Consider the following 18550-nt stretch of genomic DNA (forward strand, 5'->3'; position numbering starts at 1 on the left):
ATTCTAATAATAAATCAGCCATAATGACCGAAAAATCAACTTGGAGATGAATTTGATGAAGGGATGATACTGAGTAAATTCTAAAAGGGTTTCTCCCGATTTGGAGCTCAGCAACGGAATTCAGAAAAATAGAAAAGAAGATATAATATGGACTTTAAACAATTCACAATCAAATCTCAGGAGGCGATCCAAAAGGCTCTGGAGTTGGCATCGGCGGAGGGGCAACCCAATATCGAGCCCGTTCACCTGCTCAAGGGAATCCTATCTGAGGACGAAAATGTCACCGATTTCTTGTTCAAGAAATTGGGGACAAGTAAGCAACTTATTAGCCAAAAGCTAGATGAACAATTGGCTAAACTCCCCAAGGTTAGTGGGGGGCAACAGCCTTATCTATCCAATGCAGCCAATCAGGTTTTAACCAAAGCCAAGGACTATTTAAAGACTTTTGGTGATGAATATGTGGCTATTGAACACCTTATTTTGGGTATTCTGGCTGGGTCAGACCCTACGGCTCAGTTATTGAAAGATCAAGGATTAAACGAAAAATCGCTAATCGAAGCAATCAAAGAACTTAGAAAAGGCAATAAAGTGACAGATCCTAACGCAGAGAGTAAATATCAGGCTTTGGAGAAATACTCCAAAAACCTGAATGAAATGGCCAAAAAGGGTAAAATTGATCCTGTCATAGGCCGAGACGAAGAGATCCGAAGAGTACTTCAGATTCTTGCTAGGCGTACTAAAAACAATCCGATTTTGATCGGTGAGCCGGGTGTGGGTAAGACTGCAATTGTAGAAGGATTAGCCCAGAGAATTGTCTCTGGGGATGTGCCTGAAAACCTTAAATCTAAGACCTTAATATCTCTTGATATGGGCTTGCTTGTCGCAGGAGCAAAGTATAAGGGAGAGTTTGAGGAGCGCTTGAAAGCGGTGATCAAAGAAGTGACGGATTCAGACGGAGAGATAATTCTCTTTATCGATGAGATCCATACGCTGATCGGTGCTGGTGGAGGAGAAGGTGCGATGGACGCTGCAAACTTGCTTAAGCCAGCCTTGGCTCGTGGTGAGTTGCATGCCATTGGTGCCACCACTTTGAAAGAGTATCAGAAATATATCGAAAAGGATAAGGCGCTAGAGCGAAGATTCCAATCTGTAATCGTTGATGAGCCAGACGCTGCCGATGCTATTTCTATCCTACGAGGAATCAAGGATAAATACGAACTGCATCATGGCGTTCGAATCAAGGATGATGCAGTGATTGCTGCTGTGGAGCTTTCGCAGCGATACATTTCTGATCGGTTTTTGCCAGATAAGGCCATCGACTTGATGGATGAGGCTGCAGCAAAACTGCGAATGGAGATTGATTCATTACCACAGGAATTGGACGAACTCAATCGAAGAATCATGCAGCTCGAGATCGAGCGCGAAGCGATTCGAAGAGAAAAGAACAAGGATAAAGAAACGGTGCTGAGCAAAGAATTGGCAGAACTTTCTGAAAAGCGAGATTCAGTAAAAGCCAAATGGGAGAGCGAGAAGGCCGTAATTATGGGTATTCAGCGAGAAAAAGAGAATATCGATAAGTTTAAGTTGGAAGCCGAACAGGCAGAACGAGTAGGGGATTTCGGGAAGGTTGCTGAGATTCGCTATGGCAAAATCGTGGAAGCTGAGAAGAAGTTGGAGTCATTTAAATCTCAATTGGCAACTATGCAGGCTGGATCTCCATTGCTCAAAGAGGAGGTAGATCATGAGGATATTGCTGCGGTAGTATCCAAATGGACTGGAATCCCGATGAACAAAATGATTCAATCCGAGAGAGAAAAACTTCTCCATCTTGAAGACGAATTGGGTAAAAGAGTGGCTGGCCAAAAGGAGGCAATTACTGCGCTTTCCGATGCAGTACGAAGAAGTCGAGCAGGTTTGCAAGATCCAAAACGCCCCATTGGTAGCTTTATCTTTATGGGTACTACCGGTGTGGGTAAGACCGAGCTTGCCAAAGCTTTGGCAGAATACCTCTTCAATGATGAAAATGCGATGGTCCGTATCGATATGTCCGAGTATCAGGAAAGACATGCCGTCAGCCGATTGGTGGGAGCACCTCCTGGATATGTAGGCTATGATGAAGGCGGGCAATTGACGGAAGCTGTACGTAGAAAGCCGTATTCGGTGATTTTGCTAGACGAAATCGAAAAGGCCCATCCGGATGTATTCAATATCCTGCTCCAGGTTTTGGATGATGGAAGATTGACAGATAATAAAGGCCGAATCGCCAACTTTAAGAATACGATCATTATTCTAACTACCAATATCGGTTCGCATCTGATTCAGGAGCGATTTGCTGAAATGGAGGAATGGAATAAGGAGGAGATTCTGGAGAAGACGAAGACCGAAGTCTACGATTTATTGAAGAAATCTGTGAGACCTGAGTTTCTCAACCGAATCGATGAAACGATCATGTTTGAGCCGCTGAATAAGCAGATCATTCGAAAAATCGTGGATATCCAATGGAGAGAGATTCAGAAGAGACTTTCAGAGGCGAATATTGAAATAGAGGCAACCAAGGAAGTTCTGGATTACTTAGGTGAGGTTGGTTTTGATCCAAATTTTGGAGCCAGACCGCTGAAGCGAACCATGCAGCGACTGATCTTGAATGAGCTTTCGAAGCAGATTCTTTCGGGATATATCAAAAACGATTCGGCTGTTCTAGTCGATTTGGATGCTGAGAATCAGGTGTACTTTAAGAATGTGGATGCTGAAGTAGAGGTAGAAAAATAAGACATCGGTGAAATATTGCTTCACTGTAATAGTCTGAAACCCTTGAGGTCTTAATTGATCTCAAGGGTTTTTTTTGTGACGGCCAGAATTAACTTTAATTATTTAAGTAAAGAATAATTAAACCCAATGCCCTTTCCATAGTTTCTAAAGAAAAACTAGTCATGCTCGAACACTTCTTCCAATGCCCCTATTGCTTCGAAGAAATCTCTATGCTCTTAGACCCATCCGTGCGGAAGCAAACTTATATCGAAGATTGCGAGGTTTGTTGCAATCCCATCGAGCTGACTCCGGAGTTTGAAGCTGGCGAATTGGTTTATTTTGACGCTCAATCCATCGAACAATAATGCTATTCAATCAAGAGAATACCACAGAGGAGATTTGGCAGATGCTTCGGCATGAACTGAACCGAGGAGCATTGGACTCTAAGCACCCTTTTCGGTATCTGAATTTGGGGACCTTTGGCCAGGATTATCCGGAGGTTCGTACGGTGGTACTTCGTACTGTGGATGAGGGTCTAAACTTTTATGTCTACACTGATCAACGCAGTGAAAAGGTGCTATCTCTTTTGAATAATCCGAATGCCAGTCTCCATTTTTATCATCCTAAAAAGCGGTTGCAAGTTCGGGTTCAAGCCAAATGTCATATTCATCATCTGGATGATGTCGCAGGCAAATTTTGGAATAAGGTAAAGGGCGATGCCCAAAAGGCCTATAACTCTCAATTGGCACCGGGATCAGTGATCCGGGGCCCTCGAGAGGCCTGGACATGGCCTGAGGAAATGGATGAGCGATTTTTCGCAATTCTACTTTTTCAGCCAGTTTCTTTAGAAGCCTTGCAATTGGATGGACTGAATCATTTGCGCATCAATTTTTCTAAAGCTGATACCAATTGGGTAGGCGAGTGGCTGGTGCCGTAGAATCAGAAAGCCTTGATGTTTTTGTCACAGGATTTCCCTAAATTCCGTCTCAACCATCAATCAATTTCTATGAAATTACTTTTCAAAGGTAGTATGGCTTTGCTTATGCTTTGCCTTTTTACCTTGCCTGCCCTTTCGCAGAAAAATAAAAAAACTGCCAATACCACAGACGCTTCCCAAATCGATACCGCGCTTTACAGCGGGCTACAATTCCGACTCGTGGGCCCATTTCGTGGAGGAAGAGCCACGGCAGTCGCCGGTGTGGTGCAGGACCCTATGACATACTACATGGGAGCTACAGGCGGAGTCTGGAAAACCAGTGATGCCGGAGAGAGCTGGACCAATATCTCTGACGGTTTTTTCAATACAGCTTCCGTCGGCGCGATAGCCGTGGCCGAATCAGATCCCAATGTCATCTATGTGGGCATGGGAGAGGCTCCCGTGCGTGGTGTGATGACTTCCCATGGCGATGGAGTCTATAAGTCTACTGATGCTGGGAAAACCTGGACGCATATCGGGCTAGAAAAGACTAGACAGATTTCTAAGATTGTTGTTCATCCGGCAAATCCTGACGTATTGATCGTTGGTGCTCAAGGTAGTCCCTATGGTGCTACCGAGGATCGTGGGATCTACCGGTCCATAGATGGAGGCGCCACGTGGGGAAAAGTGCACTACGTGGATGAAAATTCCGGTGTGGCTGATTTGAGTATGGATATGAATAATCCACGGGTGATCTACGCGAGTTATTGGGATCATCGTAGATTCCCTTGGCAGGTGCAAAGCGGTGGTCCAGGTTCTGGACTCTTTAAATCTACGGACATGGGGGCCACCTGGACGAAGCTAGAAAAGGGCCTTCCTGAAGGTACGCTGGGCAAAATGGGAATTTCTGTTTCCCGAGCCAACTCCAATATTGTATGGGCTATCATCGAAGCTGAAGATGGCGGTCTATATCGATCGGATAATGCGGGCGAAAGCTGGAGATTGGTCAATCCGGATCGATTGCTTCGCGCCAGATCTTGGTATTACATGCATATTCAGGCGCATCCTACCGAAGCGGAGACTGTGTATATCATGAATGCGCCCTTGGTAGAATCTACCGATGGAGGCAAAACCTTCAAAAATATGCGTACTCGACATGGGGATAATCATCAACTTTGGATCAATCCGGAGCAACCGCGATACATGGTCAATGCCAACGATGGTGGCGCGAATGTGAGTATAGATCGAGGTCAGAATTGGTCCCGTCAGGACAATCAGCCCACGGCACAGTTTTACCGAGTGAATGTTGATCGACAGTTCCCTTATCGAATTTATGGAGGACAGCAGGATAATTCATCCGTTTCTGTTGCTTCACGTGCCAATGGACCAGGGATTGGCTGGAATGAGTTTTATCCTGTAGGCGGATGTGAATCTGCATACTCTGCCTTTGATCCAGAAAATCCAATCTATGTGTACTCCGGCTGCTATCAGGGGATTATTACCGAGTGGAATGCTGATACCAAGCTGGAAAAAGATGTGATGGCCTATCCTTATTTAGGTTTGGCTTCCAATCCCCGCGAGGTGAAGTATCGATTCAATTGGAATGCACCGATCATTTCATCCATTCATGATCGAAGTGTGATTTATCACGCGGGAAATGTGATTTTGAAAACCACCAACCGTGGGTTGACTTGGGAGGAGATTTCCCCTGATCTTACCAAAAATGATACGACTCACCTGATTGCTGGCGGTGGGCCGATCACTAATGAAGGAGCAGGAGGAGAAGTTTTCCATACGATTTATTATCTAGCTGAATCTCCCTTCACACCTGATGTGCTTTATGCCGGAGCAGACGATGGTCTACTTCATGTGACCAAAGATGGAGGAAAGAGCTGGACCGACATTACGATCCCAAATACTCCCGAAGGAATGGTGAATCAGATTGAGGTTTCTCCTCATGATCAAGCCACGGTCTATGTGGCATTTAATAGCTACAAGTACAATGATTTCACTCCGCATATTTTTAAATCCACTGATTACGGCCAAAGCTGGACTAGACTAGTGAACGGCATCGCTCCTGAAGCCCATGTGCGAGTGGTGCGTGAGGATCCCAATCAAAAAGATTTGCTGTATGCAGGAACAGAGACCGGGCTATATATTTCTTTTGATGGAGGTCAGCAGTGGAGAGAATTTCAAGATAACCTGCCTATCGTACCGATCACAGACTTGATGATTCAGGACAATGACATGATCGTGGCAACTCAAGGAAGAGCTTTCTGGGTATTGGATGATTTAGGTCCGCTGTATGAAATGGAGCAGGCCAAAAGTACTAAGTTTTATGTCTATGAACCGGAAGAGGCTATTCGAGATTTAGCTTTCCGTACGGAAGCCCCTGAAATGGGTCAAAACCCCTACGAAGGCTTTGCCATGAAATACTATCTGAAGGAAGTAAAGGACTCTACACATCTGAAGGTGGAAATTAAAGACCAGGCAGGTGAGGTGATTCGCACTTTTAGTTCGGATCCTGAGGCCAAAAAGGATAAAATCAAGGTGAACGCTGGAATGAATCAGGTTCATTGGGATCTGGCAGTTCAAGAATTTGAATTGGTGGAGGGAGTCTTTTCCGGGCTGGAAGCTGGACCTGCGATGGTGCCACCGGGTGATTATCAGGCCGAATTTACCTACGGAGATGAGTCAGTGACCAAAGCCCTGAAGGTAAACCCAGATCCACGATGGACTGCAACTCAGGCGGATTATGAAGCACAATTCGCTGCGCTCAAGCCGATTGGAGAGGCTTTGGTTCATACCCGAACTACGGCTGAAAATCTTAGATCTGTTCGAGCTCAAGTTAAGGACCTGCAAAGCAGAGTCTCCAAAGAGGACTATGCAGATTGGTATGCCCAGGCTGATGAGTTGGTCGAGAAAATCAATGACATCGAAGGTAAACTGATCCAAACCAAGCAGAAGACCTTCCAAGATGTGATCAATTTCCCAAATCAGCTGGATGTGGAGCTGGCGCATATTTATGGCACCATCGCTAATCAGGAGCCGCCGGTCACTTCAGGACAAAGGGCTTATGCCAGCGATATGCTCGCTAAGTATGAGCGCTTGATAGAAGAAGCCAATTCTGTCAACGCAGATGTGGAGGCCTTGCAAGAAGCAATGATCGCCCAGAAGATTCCTTTCTTGGCTCCGAAGAAGAAATAGGGAGGTTTCATTTAATTAAAAAGCACTTAATCAGATGTTGATTAAGTGCTTTTTTTTCGTCTCGGTTAGTTAATTCAATGGCGTATTCCGCATCAAATAATTCGTCAGCAAGGTGTACAAGTGTAATCGGGTACCTTCTCCCTCATAGATTCCATGCGAGCGGTTGGGATAGGGCATGATCTGAAATTGTTTATTGTGCTTGATTAGTTCATTGATGAGCATCTCTGCACTTTGGTAGTGTACATTGTCGTCTCCAGTGCCATGGATGAGCAATAGATTCCCTTCCAAGTTTTTGGCATAAGTGATAGGAGAACCATTCACAAAATCCTCCATATTTTCCTGTGGCAAGCCCATATAGCGCTCCTGGTAAATATTGTCATAGATCAGTTGATTGGAAACAGATGCCACAGACATTCCCGTTTGATAGACTTCAGGGAATTTGAAAAGTAAATTGAGCGTCATGGAACCACCACCGCTCCAACCCCAGACAGCCACCCGACTTTCGTCGAGATAGGGAAGTTTTAGGATTTCTTTTGCCGCTAGGCCCTGGTCTTGCGCATTGATTTTTCCTATGTTTCGGTAGATGCTTTTTCTCCAGGCAGAGCCTTTGAGTGTAGGCGTACCTCGATTATCCATATCGATGATAAAGTAGCCCTTTTGCGCCAGCATCACATCAAACAATCCGATCTCTGTATCCACAGCTGTGGCACCCCAAGGCTCCCCATATACATGAAATAGCACTGGGTATTTTTTGCTCGGGTCAAATTCAAGTGGATAGACTATGCGAGCATCTAGCGTAACGCCCTCAGAAGTCTTCACCTCGGTAAACTTCACCTCGGGCAGAGCTAGCGACTTCCTTTTCTTCAGGTATTCACCATTTGTAACCAAAATCTTCAGTGGCTCATGGGAAGGCAGTCGCACGAGTCGCACGGTGCGAACTTCACTAGTGCTCTGATGGCTATGGATTGCAAAGTGTCCATTTGGAGCGATGTCATAGGTGTTTACACCGGAAAAGGTATCTGGCGTGATTCGTAGATTTTCCCCAGCCCCATCTAGTTTTTTGGAGTAAAGATATCGCTGGGTGGGATTTGAAGGTGAAGCAATGAAATAGACCGAATCCTGGCTCAGACCGCCAAATGAAGCCACATCGAAGGAATCTGAAGTTACATTTTGAATATCGCCTGATGCTAAATCCACTTTGATGATTCGTCTCCATTTTCCATTTTCAGTCATCCGCAGGAAGGCAGAGCCATTGTCCACGATTTTCAGATCATTATTTTCCCAACCATTGGCCGAAATATCAGGATAGCCCAGATCCACCCAAGTGTCTTCTGTTTCTACATAGATTTCTTTGAGTGCTTTTGTGGAGGGCTGATAGCTCCAGACGGTAAGTCGGTTTTGTTTGCGATTCATCTGCTGAATCAACATTAAATCCTCATTCACCCATTGCATTCCGGGTAGGTAATTTTCGGTTTCAGATCCTGGGATAGGGACCCAGTCAAATTCCTTTGTTTCAGGATTTACGAGGCCGATTTTCGCGCCAGAGGGAGTTTGTCCTACTTTTGGATATTGCAAAGGGATGGGTTGGGAATAAACCGAATCAATGTTATTGATCATGTAAAAAGTCCCGATCTCTCTTGCGTCAATCTGCCAGTAAGCGATTAATTTTCCATCTGGACTCCAAGAAAACCCATCTCGCTTCCCAAATTCCTCCTCGTAGGCCCAGTCAAATGTGCCATTGATGATTTTGTCGGTTCCGTCTGTTGTGAGTTGTTTGATTTCTCCAGTGGCAAAGTTTTCTCTAAACAAGTTGAATTTATGGACGTAGGCTACGAATGTGTTGTCAGTGGAAAATTTGGCAAACATCAGGGAAGATGGTTCGAAACTCTTTCCGAGCTGACTGAGTTTTTTAGTGCTGAGATCATATACCCAATAGTCCCCTTTGGTATTGGATCGCCAAACGCGACTTGAGTTTGTGAAAATCAAGACCTTGCTCTCATCTTCACTCAGCGAAAAGGATTCGATTTCGGTGAAGTTACCATTTGCCCGAAGGGCTTCTTTTGGTACGAAAATCGAGCTTTCTCCACTTTCACTTTCCCATCGAATCAGCTCATTTCCATCAGTTGAGGAGGCTACAGTGATGTAAGCCTCTCCATTTTCGATCCACTGTATAGGTGCTTGTCGTTCTTGATTAAATTCTGAAGAGGCAAAAATCCGCTCCAGCGTAAGGAATTTGGGATCATTTTTCTGCTGAGCAAATGAGGTTTGACAGAAAGCGAAGATCAAAAATAGAAGGACGGACAGGTATTTTTTCGGGATCATATATGGAGGTGGTTAAAGCTTCGCTCAAAATACAGCAATCCCCTGAGCTTTCTAAATATTCTTACCCAGCCAAACAAATCTCTGCCCTAAAGGTGCCGGGGCTCTTCATCTCACATTCTCTAATCTTCTAATCCCTTTTCCCTTTTAATATTAGGATTAAACATTCCACCAATAGGTAAACTTCAACACAAGCGAGCGATTCTTTACGCCAAAAGGTTCGGGTAGATAATTGTCTGTATAGACCAAAAACAAATCTGAAGCAGGCTTAAATCTCCACTGGAAACGAGCGTTTAGGTTGATATTGTCGATCTGTTCGTTGTATTGGATAAAAGTGGTTAAGAACAGCGTGTTTGTCATGGTCACATCAATTCTAGGTCCCACTAGCCAAAAAGATGTCGTGTTCCACGGCTCTGGCAATTCGATTTGATTGTAGTTGGCAGCCATGGCTATGGCCACATAGGGTTGGAATCGATACCCTAGATCTGCTGTCACATTGTATCTCTTTCCTCCTGCAAAATAGCCACCCATTCTTGTGCTAAATGCATACGTAAAAACACTCTGCGGTTTGGAGGTGTATTCTGTGCCCCAAGCAAACCATTCATGCTCTGAACCTATCGGTAAAGTTTCCCCGCCCAGGTTTGTTGGGTCAAATGGGCGCTGGAGCTTCACGAAATCATAAGCTGTCCAAAGCATGAAGCGACTTTGACTTCTCCACCGGATATTGTAAGCTAAAATGGTCGCGTTATCAGTTTTCACACCTTCTGTGTTCCAGAAAAAAGTGCTACTTACAGTCGGGCCATGACTCAATATTTTTTCACTTTTTGGGAAGAAAAGATAACTCCCACTGGGGTTAATCTTATAGTAGCCCCTCCTTGGCACAAAACCAACTTCAGCCGTGTAGCTTTCTGAAACGTATTCGTGACGCCATTCCCAAGTTAAATTGCCACTTGCATACTTTAAATTGGCAGCATGAACGAAGCCATTCCCAGTGTTGTCAGGGGCAAAACTTTGCAGTACCATTGCCTTGCCTGTCCAAAGGTTGTTGCTTGAAGCCAGATTGTATTCCAAGCCTGCATTACGGTTAAATTCGGAGTAAACAGGCATTCCTTCGTCCACAGCATCCGGGTTGTATCTCAAGGATTGCTTATTGACAAAGATCGCCCCGATATTAGATCGTGCACCTACTTGTCGTTGAAGTGACATGACGGTGAAATTTTGCGAAGGCAAAGCATCTTCTTCCACATCTGCAGTCTGCATGGTCATGGCTCCGATCCGCCAGTCCTTATTAATTTTTCCACTTACCCGTGCGCCAAATTGAATCGGTACATTCAGACCAATTCTTCTTGAGAAAAAGGGGCGGATGGTTTCGTATCCAAAATTGGCAAAGAGGTCACCGTTCTCTAAAAAGAATTGTCGTCTTTCTGGGAAGAATAGCTCAAAACGGTCCAAATTGGTGACTTGCCTATCCACCTCGACTTGAGAGAAATCTGGATTTACCGTGAGGTCAAGATTTAAGGAAGAGGTGAGCCCTATTTTCGCATCCAAGCCTATTTCTCTTTTATATTGGGTGCCTGTTTCAGATTCAAAATCCGTCGTTGCTCCACCCAAGACATAAGGGATGATTGACACATTGGTACCAGCATTAGGAGGGGGATTGTCCCAGGCTAAAATACCCGTGTAAGCCAAAGTCGAGGAAGGAAACTGTCGTGGCACCGGTGCCCAACCGGATTTTTCCGTGGTTTTCAAATCTAGTCTGGAAAAATTTATCCCCCACTCATCGATTCCCTTTTTATACCGGATGGATTTGAAAGGTATGGACGCTTCAAAAATCCATTTGTCTTCGTAGTTCGTGACTTTGGAGGTCCATTTATTGTCCCAGCTCAAATCCATTTGATTTCCATTGGACATGATTCCGTCCCATTGTGCACCGGCGGCGTTTGCCCCAAAAGAGAATCCGTTGGTCTGATCATCAAAGGGGTCCATGAAAAAAATGAAATTGTCATTCTGCCCAAAGCTAAAATCTCGTCTCAATGATTGCACGATATAGTCGCCCTCCACGGCGTGATGATTCACTGCAAGGACATATAAATTTTCCTCATCGTAGGCCATTCGTACTTCAGTCTTTACCTGACTGAAACTGGTGTCCATGGGGGTGATCATAAAAAAATCAGTCGCCACATCAGCTTCCATCCATGCCTTTTCGTCTAGCACACCGTCAATGATGATCTCTGAACTGGCTCTTTTGATATTTAGCCGATAAGAATCATTGATTTTTTGAGCCAGCAAATAATGTGAGGCCAGTAGAAAGAGAAATGTAAAACAAATGCGAAATCTCATGCAATGTCTAATCTAGTAGACTTCAACTTAATAATGGTGAGCTTTGGGTTCAAAGGTCGGATTTTTATTTCGATAAGCATGATATAGGCCCCGTACCGCATTTATTGGTTAACTTCCACCCTTGACTAATCCCAAACCCTATGAAAAAGCTTTGTTTAGCATTTTTTGCATCCTCGATCCTCTTCGCATTTTCGGCCAATTCCCAACAAATGCCACCGCATATCGCGGAAACAATCACTTATCCACAATTGGACTTTACCCCATGGGTCGGGGTGATACCAATAGAAAATGCGGCTATGCCTTATGACCCTTCTTTGGACTATAAGATCGCAATAGATGTCTACGGCTCAGTGAAAGATTCCACAAAAATTCATTCCACATTCACTGAAATTGCCCGAACATATAATCTCCACATTGCCAATGGTGTGCCGGCTGACAAGATTGAGATTGTGGCAGTGATCCATGGTGGAATGTCCTTGGCTGCGGGTACACATGAAGCCTATCAAGAAAAGTATGGCATTGACAATCCTAATATGCTCGCGATCCAGGAGCTGGAGAAAGTGGGCGTAAAGTTTTTGATGTGTGGACAGAGTATGTCTTTTTGGAATATCCCCGCAAATAATATTACCCCTGAGGTTAAAATCGCTATTTCTGCGAAGACAAGTTTCGTGATGCTCGATCAAATGGGCTTTTCGTATCTCAACGTGAGTGACGACTAGCCATTGATGGTTTGCTTTCTGGCTAGAAGGCTTTTCCGAATCAATTGGAAAGCCAAGGCCAAGAAAATGACAGACATACAAATGAGAGCGGTTCCTTGAAGGCCAGATTGAGTGCCTGAATGCCGAACAGAAATCGCAAAAAGGGCCCACATCCCGACCAAGGGGAAGGCATATAGGTTTCGTAAAAAGACGATTGAAATATTGACTAAGGCAGCAACGGCCATCATGATGATCGTCCAAGTGATTTCATCTATAGGGCCTCCCGACCATCCGATTTTGGCTAAATAAGCCGAAATATTTGCCACCGTCGCCACAGTAATCCATCCGGCGTAGATGGAAATCGGTGTTCGGACTAAAAGCTGAATAATTTTGCTTTCTTTGCTGATATTCATTCGGAGGCTAAGGATTACGATCACCAAGCAAAGCAGGATCCCAAGCATAGTTACTACGCTGAGTCCGGTATTTTCAGTAAGCCAAAACCAGAGCCATCCCGCATTGAAAATATTAGCAATAATCAAGTAGGGTCCGATTTGCGAAAGGAAAGTTGATTCTTTAGTCCTATCAAATGCCCGAACGATGAAAAAGACTGCCTGCGCAGTTAAGGCCAAATAGATCAATCCCCAAATTGCAAAAGCATAGCCTGCCGGAGTAAAGTAATTGTCATATTCAGCACTGAGCTCGCCCACTGTTTTTCCACCTATGTTTCCGGTATTGGAATAATAATTCCACCAAATGACCAAGGCTAGCACAATTGCATTGATCAATGCATAGGCTTTATGCGAGTATTTTTGAGTATTGGAAGTGGTACCTGTCATAGCTTGTTAACAATAATAAGCGACTTTTGTCTTTTTTCAGGTCGTTTATTTCGAAAAACCATCATTTTCACTTTAGCTTTCCAAGCCTATGAGATAGCCTGTATAAAGTAGGTAGGTGATCAGTAGAATTAATGCTTCCCAACGGTCTAACTTCTTCTTTTTACCAGTGAACATGGCCAAAAAGAGAAACGTTGTACCTGCTATCAACAAATATATATCGGTATTGAAGGATGGGTTGAAATCGAGTGGTCTCACCTGACTACTTACGCCGAGAATAAGAAAAATATTAAAGATGTTGGAGCCAATGATATTGCCGATAGCGATATCGGTATTCTTTCGATATGCAGCGACGATAGAAGTGGCAAGTTCCGGTAAGGATGTTCCAGCAGCTACGATGGTAAGACCTATGATCTTTTCGCTGACTCCTAAAGTTTGTGCCATGGAAACAGCATTATCCACCACAAGCTTTCCTCCAAGAACCAGTCCAGCTAGGCCGATTATGATCAACCCCCAGATTTTTAATTTCGAATAATCACTTACTTCTACCGCTTGCTCGGTTTCTTCGGACTTCAGCTGTGTGGAAACATAATAAAGGAAGGCGAGAAAAAGCCCCAATAAGATGAATCCGTCCAATCGAGTCAGTTGATTGTCCCCCGCTATCAAATAGCTGTTGGTAAGGAAAAAAAGCAAGATGACCGCAAAAAGTGAAAAAGGGATTTCTTTCCAAACCGTACTGGATTGGACCGAAAGTGGAATAATCAGACCGGAAATACCTAAAATCACAAAGAGGTTGAAATTATTGGACCCGATGACATTCCCAAACACGATATCGGGATAATTCCCTGAGGATGCGACTACATTCACGACCAGCTCAGGAGCGGACGTTCCAAAGGCGACAATGGTCAGGCCAATTGCCAGATCAGAAATTCGATTTTTTTTAGCCAAAACCGTAGCACCATCTACCAACCAATCTGCACCTTTGACTAATAAAGCTAGTCCTAGAAATAGCAAAATAAGGGATATCAACATGGTAAAGTGAGGTTGAAGTAGAGTTCAAATCTAAGTTGTTTTTTCTTCAGATTTATGTGAATTTTTTGGGGTTATTTATTTAAAAATCAAATGATTGTCATTTTCTAGACCTTATTGACACGAAGAAATAGATTAGAAGGTCTAAAGAACTTTTCGGTCTTAGTCTACTGAATTTATCAGCACTTCCATTTAGTCAAACAACTATAATATCTGAGATGCTAGATTTATCTGGATAGGGGCAGAAAAAATCCCGCAGCTTTCACCGCGGGATTTTTTCATCCTTCAGATTTCTGCCTTCCTAAAAGGCTCTCTTCTCCAAATGCTCCTCCAGATCCAGCTTATCGATTCCTTTTTCTAACCAATCAGGAGCAGGTTCGCCCTTGAGGTGATGATTAAAGAATTCCATCATCCGTACGCTATAGTCCTTCCGGTTTTCGAGTTTGCTGAGCCCGTGATTTTCACCTTTGTATTGCATCAGCACTACTGGCTTTTTCAATCTTCTCAAAGCAGAGTAGTATTCAATGCCCTGAGTGAAATCTACGGCTCCATCTTTATCATTGTGCAGCATCAGTAGGGGAGTGGTCACGTTCTTTACATGATACACTGGGCTATTTCGCTCATACGCTTCCCAGTTTTCCCATGGAGCGCCACGAAATCTACCCTGCGAAGCTTCAAAGATGGACATGTTTCCACCCCCTGAATTCCAGTAGATCAGATCATACATGGAGATCATATTGGTCAAAGGAGCTCCGGCCGCCGCAGCCTTAAACATATCCGTCTGCGTGATCAGGAAGGAAGTCTGATATCCACCCCAAGAGTGGCCATGGATTCCGATATTATTTTCGTCAATGACCCCTGTTTTGATTGCTTCTTTTACCGCAGGGAGTACGGCCCATACAGCTGACATCCCCGGATCATCCAGTTTGTACACGATATCTGGAATAAAGACTGCAAAGCCATTTGAGGTATACATATTTGGGTTCCAACCCGTGCCGCTGTAGCCTGGGTTGGCCCAGTTGTGTCGAATTTGCGAAAGCTTTTCATAGTAATAGACCACCGTCGGGTACTTCTGGCCTTCCACATAGTTAGCCGGTAAGAAAAGTGCTCCTTGGAGCTTATCTCCTTTATCTGTGATATAATCTACCAAGCGAGTTCCTGCGGACCATGCATACTTATCCACATCTGGAGCGTTTTCGGTGATCTTCTTCGGCGAGGAAAGTGAGGCATCCGTCACATACATTTGGTCGGGCGTATTGAATGTTTCTCTGTTGAAGAAATAAACTTCAGCATTCTCAGCCTTGGTGAGACTGCCTATGTTGGCGTCTTCCCAGATTAGTGACTTTGCTCCAGCCTGAAGCCCACCTTTTTTCGCTGGACTAAGAAGTGCAATCCCGCTTTTCTTATCCCACTCTCCGTAGGTTCTGACATAGATTGGCTTGCTGAGATCGATTCCTTTTTCATCTGGATCTAATCCAAAACGATATTGGTAACGAATCTGATCGCTTCTACCATTTTGGGTCAAATTGATGGCCTCTGACTTACCATCCATTGGCACTTGCCAGATATCCCAGTCATCGCGGAGCAAGGCATATTTGCTATCTGAGCTCCAGCCTAGAGGAGAAATCATCGGTTTGATCACATTGTGATCATCCTCCACATCCACAAAAGTCACGGGTATATTTTCCGTGATGTTGGTGGTGGTGCCAGTAGGAATGTCATAAATAAAGAAATGACCATCCTCTCCGTAAATCAACTTAGTACCGTCAGTCGAAGGTCTTGGGAACGAACCGAATGAAGGGAGATAAAACTTAGTGAAGAGGGTCTTTTTCTCCCCAGTCTTCAGGTCCACGATGTAAAAATCGCTGTAGTTCTGACCGTTCAAATTAATGTCTAGTTCGTAAGCTTGCTCATCCGAACCCAGTGCATATCGATGCTTTGGAAGAATACTTAGATCCTTCATGCTGCTGTCCTGTAAGGCAATATGCTTTCCAGAGGCTACATCATACATGGCCCAGAAACTGTAATTCTTATCACGGTTTTCCATCACCTGCTGACGAGACTGGAGTCTGCTATCATTCCAATGCCAAATGGTCATGTCTGGCTTATCGGCATCATTTTCCTTCTTTCCGTTTACTTTGCCTGAATCTAATTTGGCAATGGCCTTTTGAAGGTCTGAAATGGATTTAATGGTTGTGTCTGCCATGATTTTTTTCATTGCAGCTGATTCAGCCATGGCGACGGAATCTTTGTTCACTTCCTTTTATGGCTCTTCTTTTTTAGCCAAAACCAAAGGGCGAATGCCGTAAAAGAGGCGGGTTAAGTCTTCTGACCACATCGGTCTCTGGTTGCCGCTGATGGTATAGCTTTGATCAAATCCAGTACTGTCTTTCTGGGCATCATATACCGTGACTTGCGGATTGTTCAGGTTTTTTACACCGATTACCTTGCCGTGATCTTGCTTATACTTCTTGTCCTCGACCATTTTCAGTGCCGCAAATGCTTCACCCTTCTCAGTCCAATTGAGGGATTGATATGAGGCTTTGTCAGAATCCAAAATCGCAGTGCTATTGCTTGCAAGATTCATTAAATACACTCCATTCCCAGATTTATTGGCTGCGTCCACCACATATGCAAGATGAGTTCCTGACTTATTGAAGCTAAATTCTGAGACATTGCCCATGTTTTGAGCCTTTTCTGACTTGAGATGATAGATCAGTAGATCAGATCCTTTTGCGTCGCCATTGCCTTCTTTGGCAAGATTGATGGCTAGATGCGTCGATGCATCCCCATTGAATGAAAAGCTGCTGACGTTTTCAAATGTCTTCTTTTCCTCCTTTCCGAGTTCTAGAAGAATTAGCTTATCTCGAAGTGGTTTTCCTTTGGATTTTTCATTGGCTTTCTTTTCAGAAAAAGTAGGGTATTCTTTAAAAGCCATCCACTTACTATCCTTGCTGAATTCGATTGAAGGAAAGTTTGTTGATCCAATTTTGAAAGTTTTCTTTGATTCGGGGTCATTCACTTTTTGGAGGATTACTTCTCCATCTGCCTCCAAAGCCACCATCCCATAGGCGATCCATTGCCCATCTGGTGAGACTTCGAAGCTTGCCCCTTGCATATATTTCCAGGTAGGTATATCCTGCCAAGTCATAGGTTTTTTTTCTTGGGCTATCGCAAAGCTTGTCAGAAAGCAGAGCACCCAAATGGCGAGTATTTTTTTGTACATAGTTCTAATTGTTTTTACAACTGGGAAAATAGGGAAAATGTGTGGCTTTTATTCACTAGAGGTTGAAAGCTGTGGGTATTGCTATAAAAAAAACATCTATCGTGAAAAAAGTTTTGCAAAAAAAAACAGTTAGTTATCTTTCTTACGTTGATAATTGAATGATGAAAAATCTTCCACTAGTTTTTTTGCTTGGTCTGGTTCTGATGTCCTGTGATAAACGATTTCCTTACGAAACAGGCGCTTTTTCTGAATTTGAGGTGATTAATTTAACAGAACTTAATTCGCCATATGATGACATGAATTCAGACTATAATCCACCTTTTATTGATGCGGATCTGGGCTTGATCTTTTCCTCAAATAGTGAAAGTCGTGGCGGAGAATTTAATCTTCTGAATCGAGATCTGAGCTTTATATGGAGCAAGGAGGATGCTACCTTAACTTATGAATCGAATGTCAATTCCGAGGGCTTTAGAAGAGTTAGAAATAAACTTCTAGAGGTTAATTCTAATTGTAATGAGAAGGGGCCTTATTCATTTTATGAACGAACGGAGAGTGGAATTAATGACTACTTACTTTTTTCCTGCGATTGTGAAGGGACTTATCAAATTCAATTGGCGAAATTTTCGGCTGACGCTAGTTTTGGAGAAGGATATTCAGCAGAAAAATGGAGTATTTCGTTGTTAGACGAAGGAAGTAATGAAATGTATCCTACTTTTTATGCCCCTAATTATGAGAAAGGGGAAGGATTAGGGATTGATCTACTACCAGAGCAATTGCTTTTCAGCTCTGACCGGGAAGGCCAATTTGACATTTATGAATTGGATTTCACTTCCCCAATAAATTTCATTTCCCATATGACTTCAAACGTATCTAAACAGATTCGGAAAAGTTCGATAAGTTCTACATCAAATGATCATATGCCCTTCGTGTATGGTGATTTGCTAGTATTTGCGTCGGATCGGCCAGGAGGATTTGGGGGATATGATTTGTATTATTCACTTAAAAGCGGAAACGGATGGAGTGAGCCAGTAAACTTTGGCCCGAGCATCAATTCGGAATTTGACGAATACAGGCCAGTGGTATCCGGTCACTGGGAATTTTCTAATCAGGTGATGATTTTTTCCTCTAACCGGCCCAAAGGATTAGGTGGTTTCGACTTGTATTTTGTGGGGATACCGAAGTTTTAGTATGTCAAAGATTTTTGCGGCTAGGATACAGCATAGTCCTCTGCTGG

At 43.8% G+C, this 18550-nt stretch carries 12 protein-coding genes; 6 read left to right on the forward strand and 6 right to left on the reverse strand.

The window, feature by feature from the left end:
• Positions 1 to 147 precede the first annotated feature (147 nt).
• The 4 genes from clpB (at position 148) to ACFOSV_RS03020 (ending at position 6871) form a co-directional block, all read left to right on the forward strand.
• Positions 148 to 2769: an ATP-dependent chaperone ClpB gene (gene clpB / locus ACFOSV_RS03005; RefSeq protein WP_377903255.1), complete on the forward strand. Its 2622-nt coding sequence runs from the start codon at positions 148 to 150 to the stop codon at positions 2767 to 2769.
• Between the two features lie 161 nt (positions 2770 to 2930).
• Positions 2931 to 3113 (forward strand): CPXCG motif-containing cysteine-rich protein, encoded by a 183-nt coding sequence (locus ACFOSV_RS03010; protein WP_377903257.1) that lies wholly within the window; start codon positions 2931 to 2933, stop codon positions 3111 to 3113.
• Positions 3113 to 3685, forward strand: coding sequence for a pyridoxamine 5'-phosphate oxidase family protein (locus ACFOSV_RS03015; protein ID WP_377903259.1), 573 nt, complete (start codon positions 3113 to 3115; stop codon positions 3683 to 3685). Before ACFOSV_RS03010 ends, ACFOSV_RS03015 begins: the two co-directional genes overlap by 1 nt.
• Before the next feature lie 69 nt (positions 3686 to 3754).
• Positions 3755 to 6871, forward strand: a complete 3117-nt coding sequence (locus ACFOSV_RS03020; protein WP_377903261.1) for a VPS10 domain-containing protein — start codon at positions 3755 to 3757, stop codon at positions 6869 to 6871.
• A gap of 69 nt (positions 6872 to 6940) precedes the next feature.
• On the opposite strand, the gene ACFOSV_RS03025 is transcribed toward ACFOSV_RS03020, so the two are convergent.
• The gene (locus ACFOSV_RS03025; protein WP_377903263.1) at positions 6941 to 9193 is read right to left on the reverse strand and encodes a S9 family peptidase; all 2253 of its coding nucleotides are present in this window, start codon (positions 9191 to 9193) and stop codon (positions 6941 to 6943) included.
• A gap of 156 nt (positions 9194 to 9349) precedes the next feature.
• A complete protein-coding gene (locus ACFOSV_RS03030; protein ID WP_377903265.1) occupies positions 9350 to 11530 on the reverse strand; it encodes a DUF5916 domain-containing protein in 2181 nt (726 codons plus the stop codon).
• Positions 11531 to 11670: 140 nt separating this feature from the next.
• Here ACFOSV_RS03030 and ACFOSV_RS03035 point away from each other — a divergent pair, with 140 nt between their 5' ends.
• Positions 11671 to 12249: a DsrE family protein gene (locus ACFOSV_RS03035; protein WP_377903267.1), complete on the forward strand. Its 579-nt coding sequence runs from the start codon at positions 11671 to 11673 to the stop codon at positions 12247 to 12249.
• Here ACFOSV_RS03035 and ACFOSV_RS03040 read toward each other — a convergent pair.
• The 4 genes from ACFOSV_RS03040 to ACFOSV_RS03055 all read right to left on the reverse strand — a co-directional run bounded on the left by ACFOSV_RS03040 (position 12246) and on the right by ACFOSV_RS03055 (position 17316).
• Positions 12246 to 13064 (reverse strand): hypothetical protein, encoded by an 819-nt coding sequence (locus tag ACFOSV_RS03040; protein WP_377903269.1) that lies wholly within the window; start codon positions 13062 to 13064, stop codon positions 12246 to 12248. The two genes, ACFOSV_RS03035 and ACFOSV_RS03040, sit on opposite strands and share 4 nt — an antisense overlap.
• A 72-nt stretch (positions 13065 to 13136) precedes the next feature.
• Positions 13137 to 14093, reverse strand: coding sequence for a calcium/sodium antiporter (locus tag ACFOSV_RS03045; RefSeq protein ID WP_377903271.1), 957 nt, complete (start codon positions 14091 to 14093; stop codon positions 13137 to 13139).
• Between the two features lie 298 nt (positions 14094 to 14391).
• Positions 14392 to 16308: a S9 family peptidase gene (locus tag ACFOSV_RS03050; protein ID WP_377903273.1), complete on the reverse strand. Its 1917-nt coding sequence runs from the start codon at positions 16306 to 16308 to the stop codon at positions 14392 to 14394.
• Positions 16309 to 16353: 45 nt separating this feature from the next.
• Entirely contained in the window at positions 16354 to 17316 is a 963-nt protein-coding gene (locus ACFOSV_RS03055) for a hypothetical protein (protein ID WP_377903275.1), read from the reverse strand.
• Positions 17317 to 17474: 158 nt separating this feature from the next.
• Between ACFOSV_RS03055 and ACFOSV_RS03060 the strand changes: the two genes are divergently transcribed.
• On the forward strand, positions 17475 to 18503 hold the full coding sequence (locus tag ACFOSV_RS03060; RefSeq protein WP_377903277.1) for a hypothetical protein: 1029 nt from the start codon (positions 17475 to 17477) through the stop codon (positions 18501 to 18503).
• Positions 18504 to 18550: the final 47 nt, after the last annotated feature.

The sequence above is a fragment of the Algoriphagus namhaensis genome, from assembly GCF_042649705.1.
GTDB lineage: Bacteria > Bacteroidota > Bacteroidia > Cytophagales > Cyclobacteriaceae > Algoriphagus > Algoriphagus namhaensis.

Bases quoted from the DNA above. Each gene is read 5' to 3' on its own strand.
- clpB (WP_377903255.1), top strand. From the start codon at position 148: ATGGACTTTAAACAATTCACAATCAAATCTCAGGAGGCGATCCAAAAG.
- ACFOSV_RS03010 (WP_377903257.1), top strand. From the start codon at position 2,931: ATGCTCGAACACTTCTTCCAATGCCCCTATTGCTTCGAAGAAATCTCT.
- ACFOSV_RS03015 (WP_377903259.1), top strand. From the start codon at position 3,113: ATGCTATTCAATCAAGAGAATACCACAGAGGAGATTTGGCAGATGCTT.
- ACFOSV_RS03020 (WP_377903261.1), top strand. From the start codon at position 3,755: ATGAAATTACTTTTCAAAGGTAGTATGGCTTTGCTTATGCTTTGCCTT.
- ACFOSV_RS03025 (WP_377903263.1), bottom strand. From the start codon at position 9,193: ATGATCCCGAAAAAATACCTGTCCGTCCTTCTATTTTTGATCTTCGCT.
- ACFOSV_RS03030 (WP_377903265.1), bottom strand. From the start codon at position 11,530: ATGAGATTTCGCATTTGTTTTACATTTCTCTTTCTACTGGCCTCACAT.
- ACFOSV_RS03035 (WP_377903267.1), top strand. From the start codon at position 11,671: ATGAAAAAGCTTTGTTTAGCATTTTTTGCATCCTCGATCCTCTTCGCA.
- ACFOSV_RS03040 (WP_377903269.1), bottom strand. From the start codon at position 13,064: ATGACAGGTACCACTTCCAATACTCAAAAATACTCGCATAAAGCCTAT.
- ACFOSV_RS03045 (WP_377903271.1), bottom strand. From the start codon at position 14,093: ATGTTGATATCCCTTATTTTGCTATTTCTAGGACTAGCTTTATTAGTC.
- ACFOSV_RS03050 (WP_377903273.1), bottom strand. From the start codon at position 16,308: ATGAAAAAAATCATGGCAGACACAACCATTAAATCCATTTCAGACCTT.
- ACFOSV_RS03055 (WP_377903275.1), bottom strand. From the start codon at position 17,316: ATGTACAAAAAAATACTCGCCATTTGGGTGCTCTGCTTTCTGACAAGC.
- ACFOSV_RS03060 (WP_377903277.1), top strand. From the start codon at position 17,475: ATGATGAAAAATCTTCCACTAGTTTTTTTGCTTGGTCTGGTTCTGATG.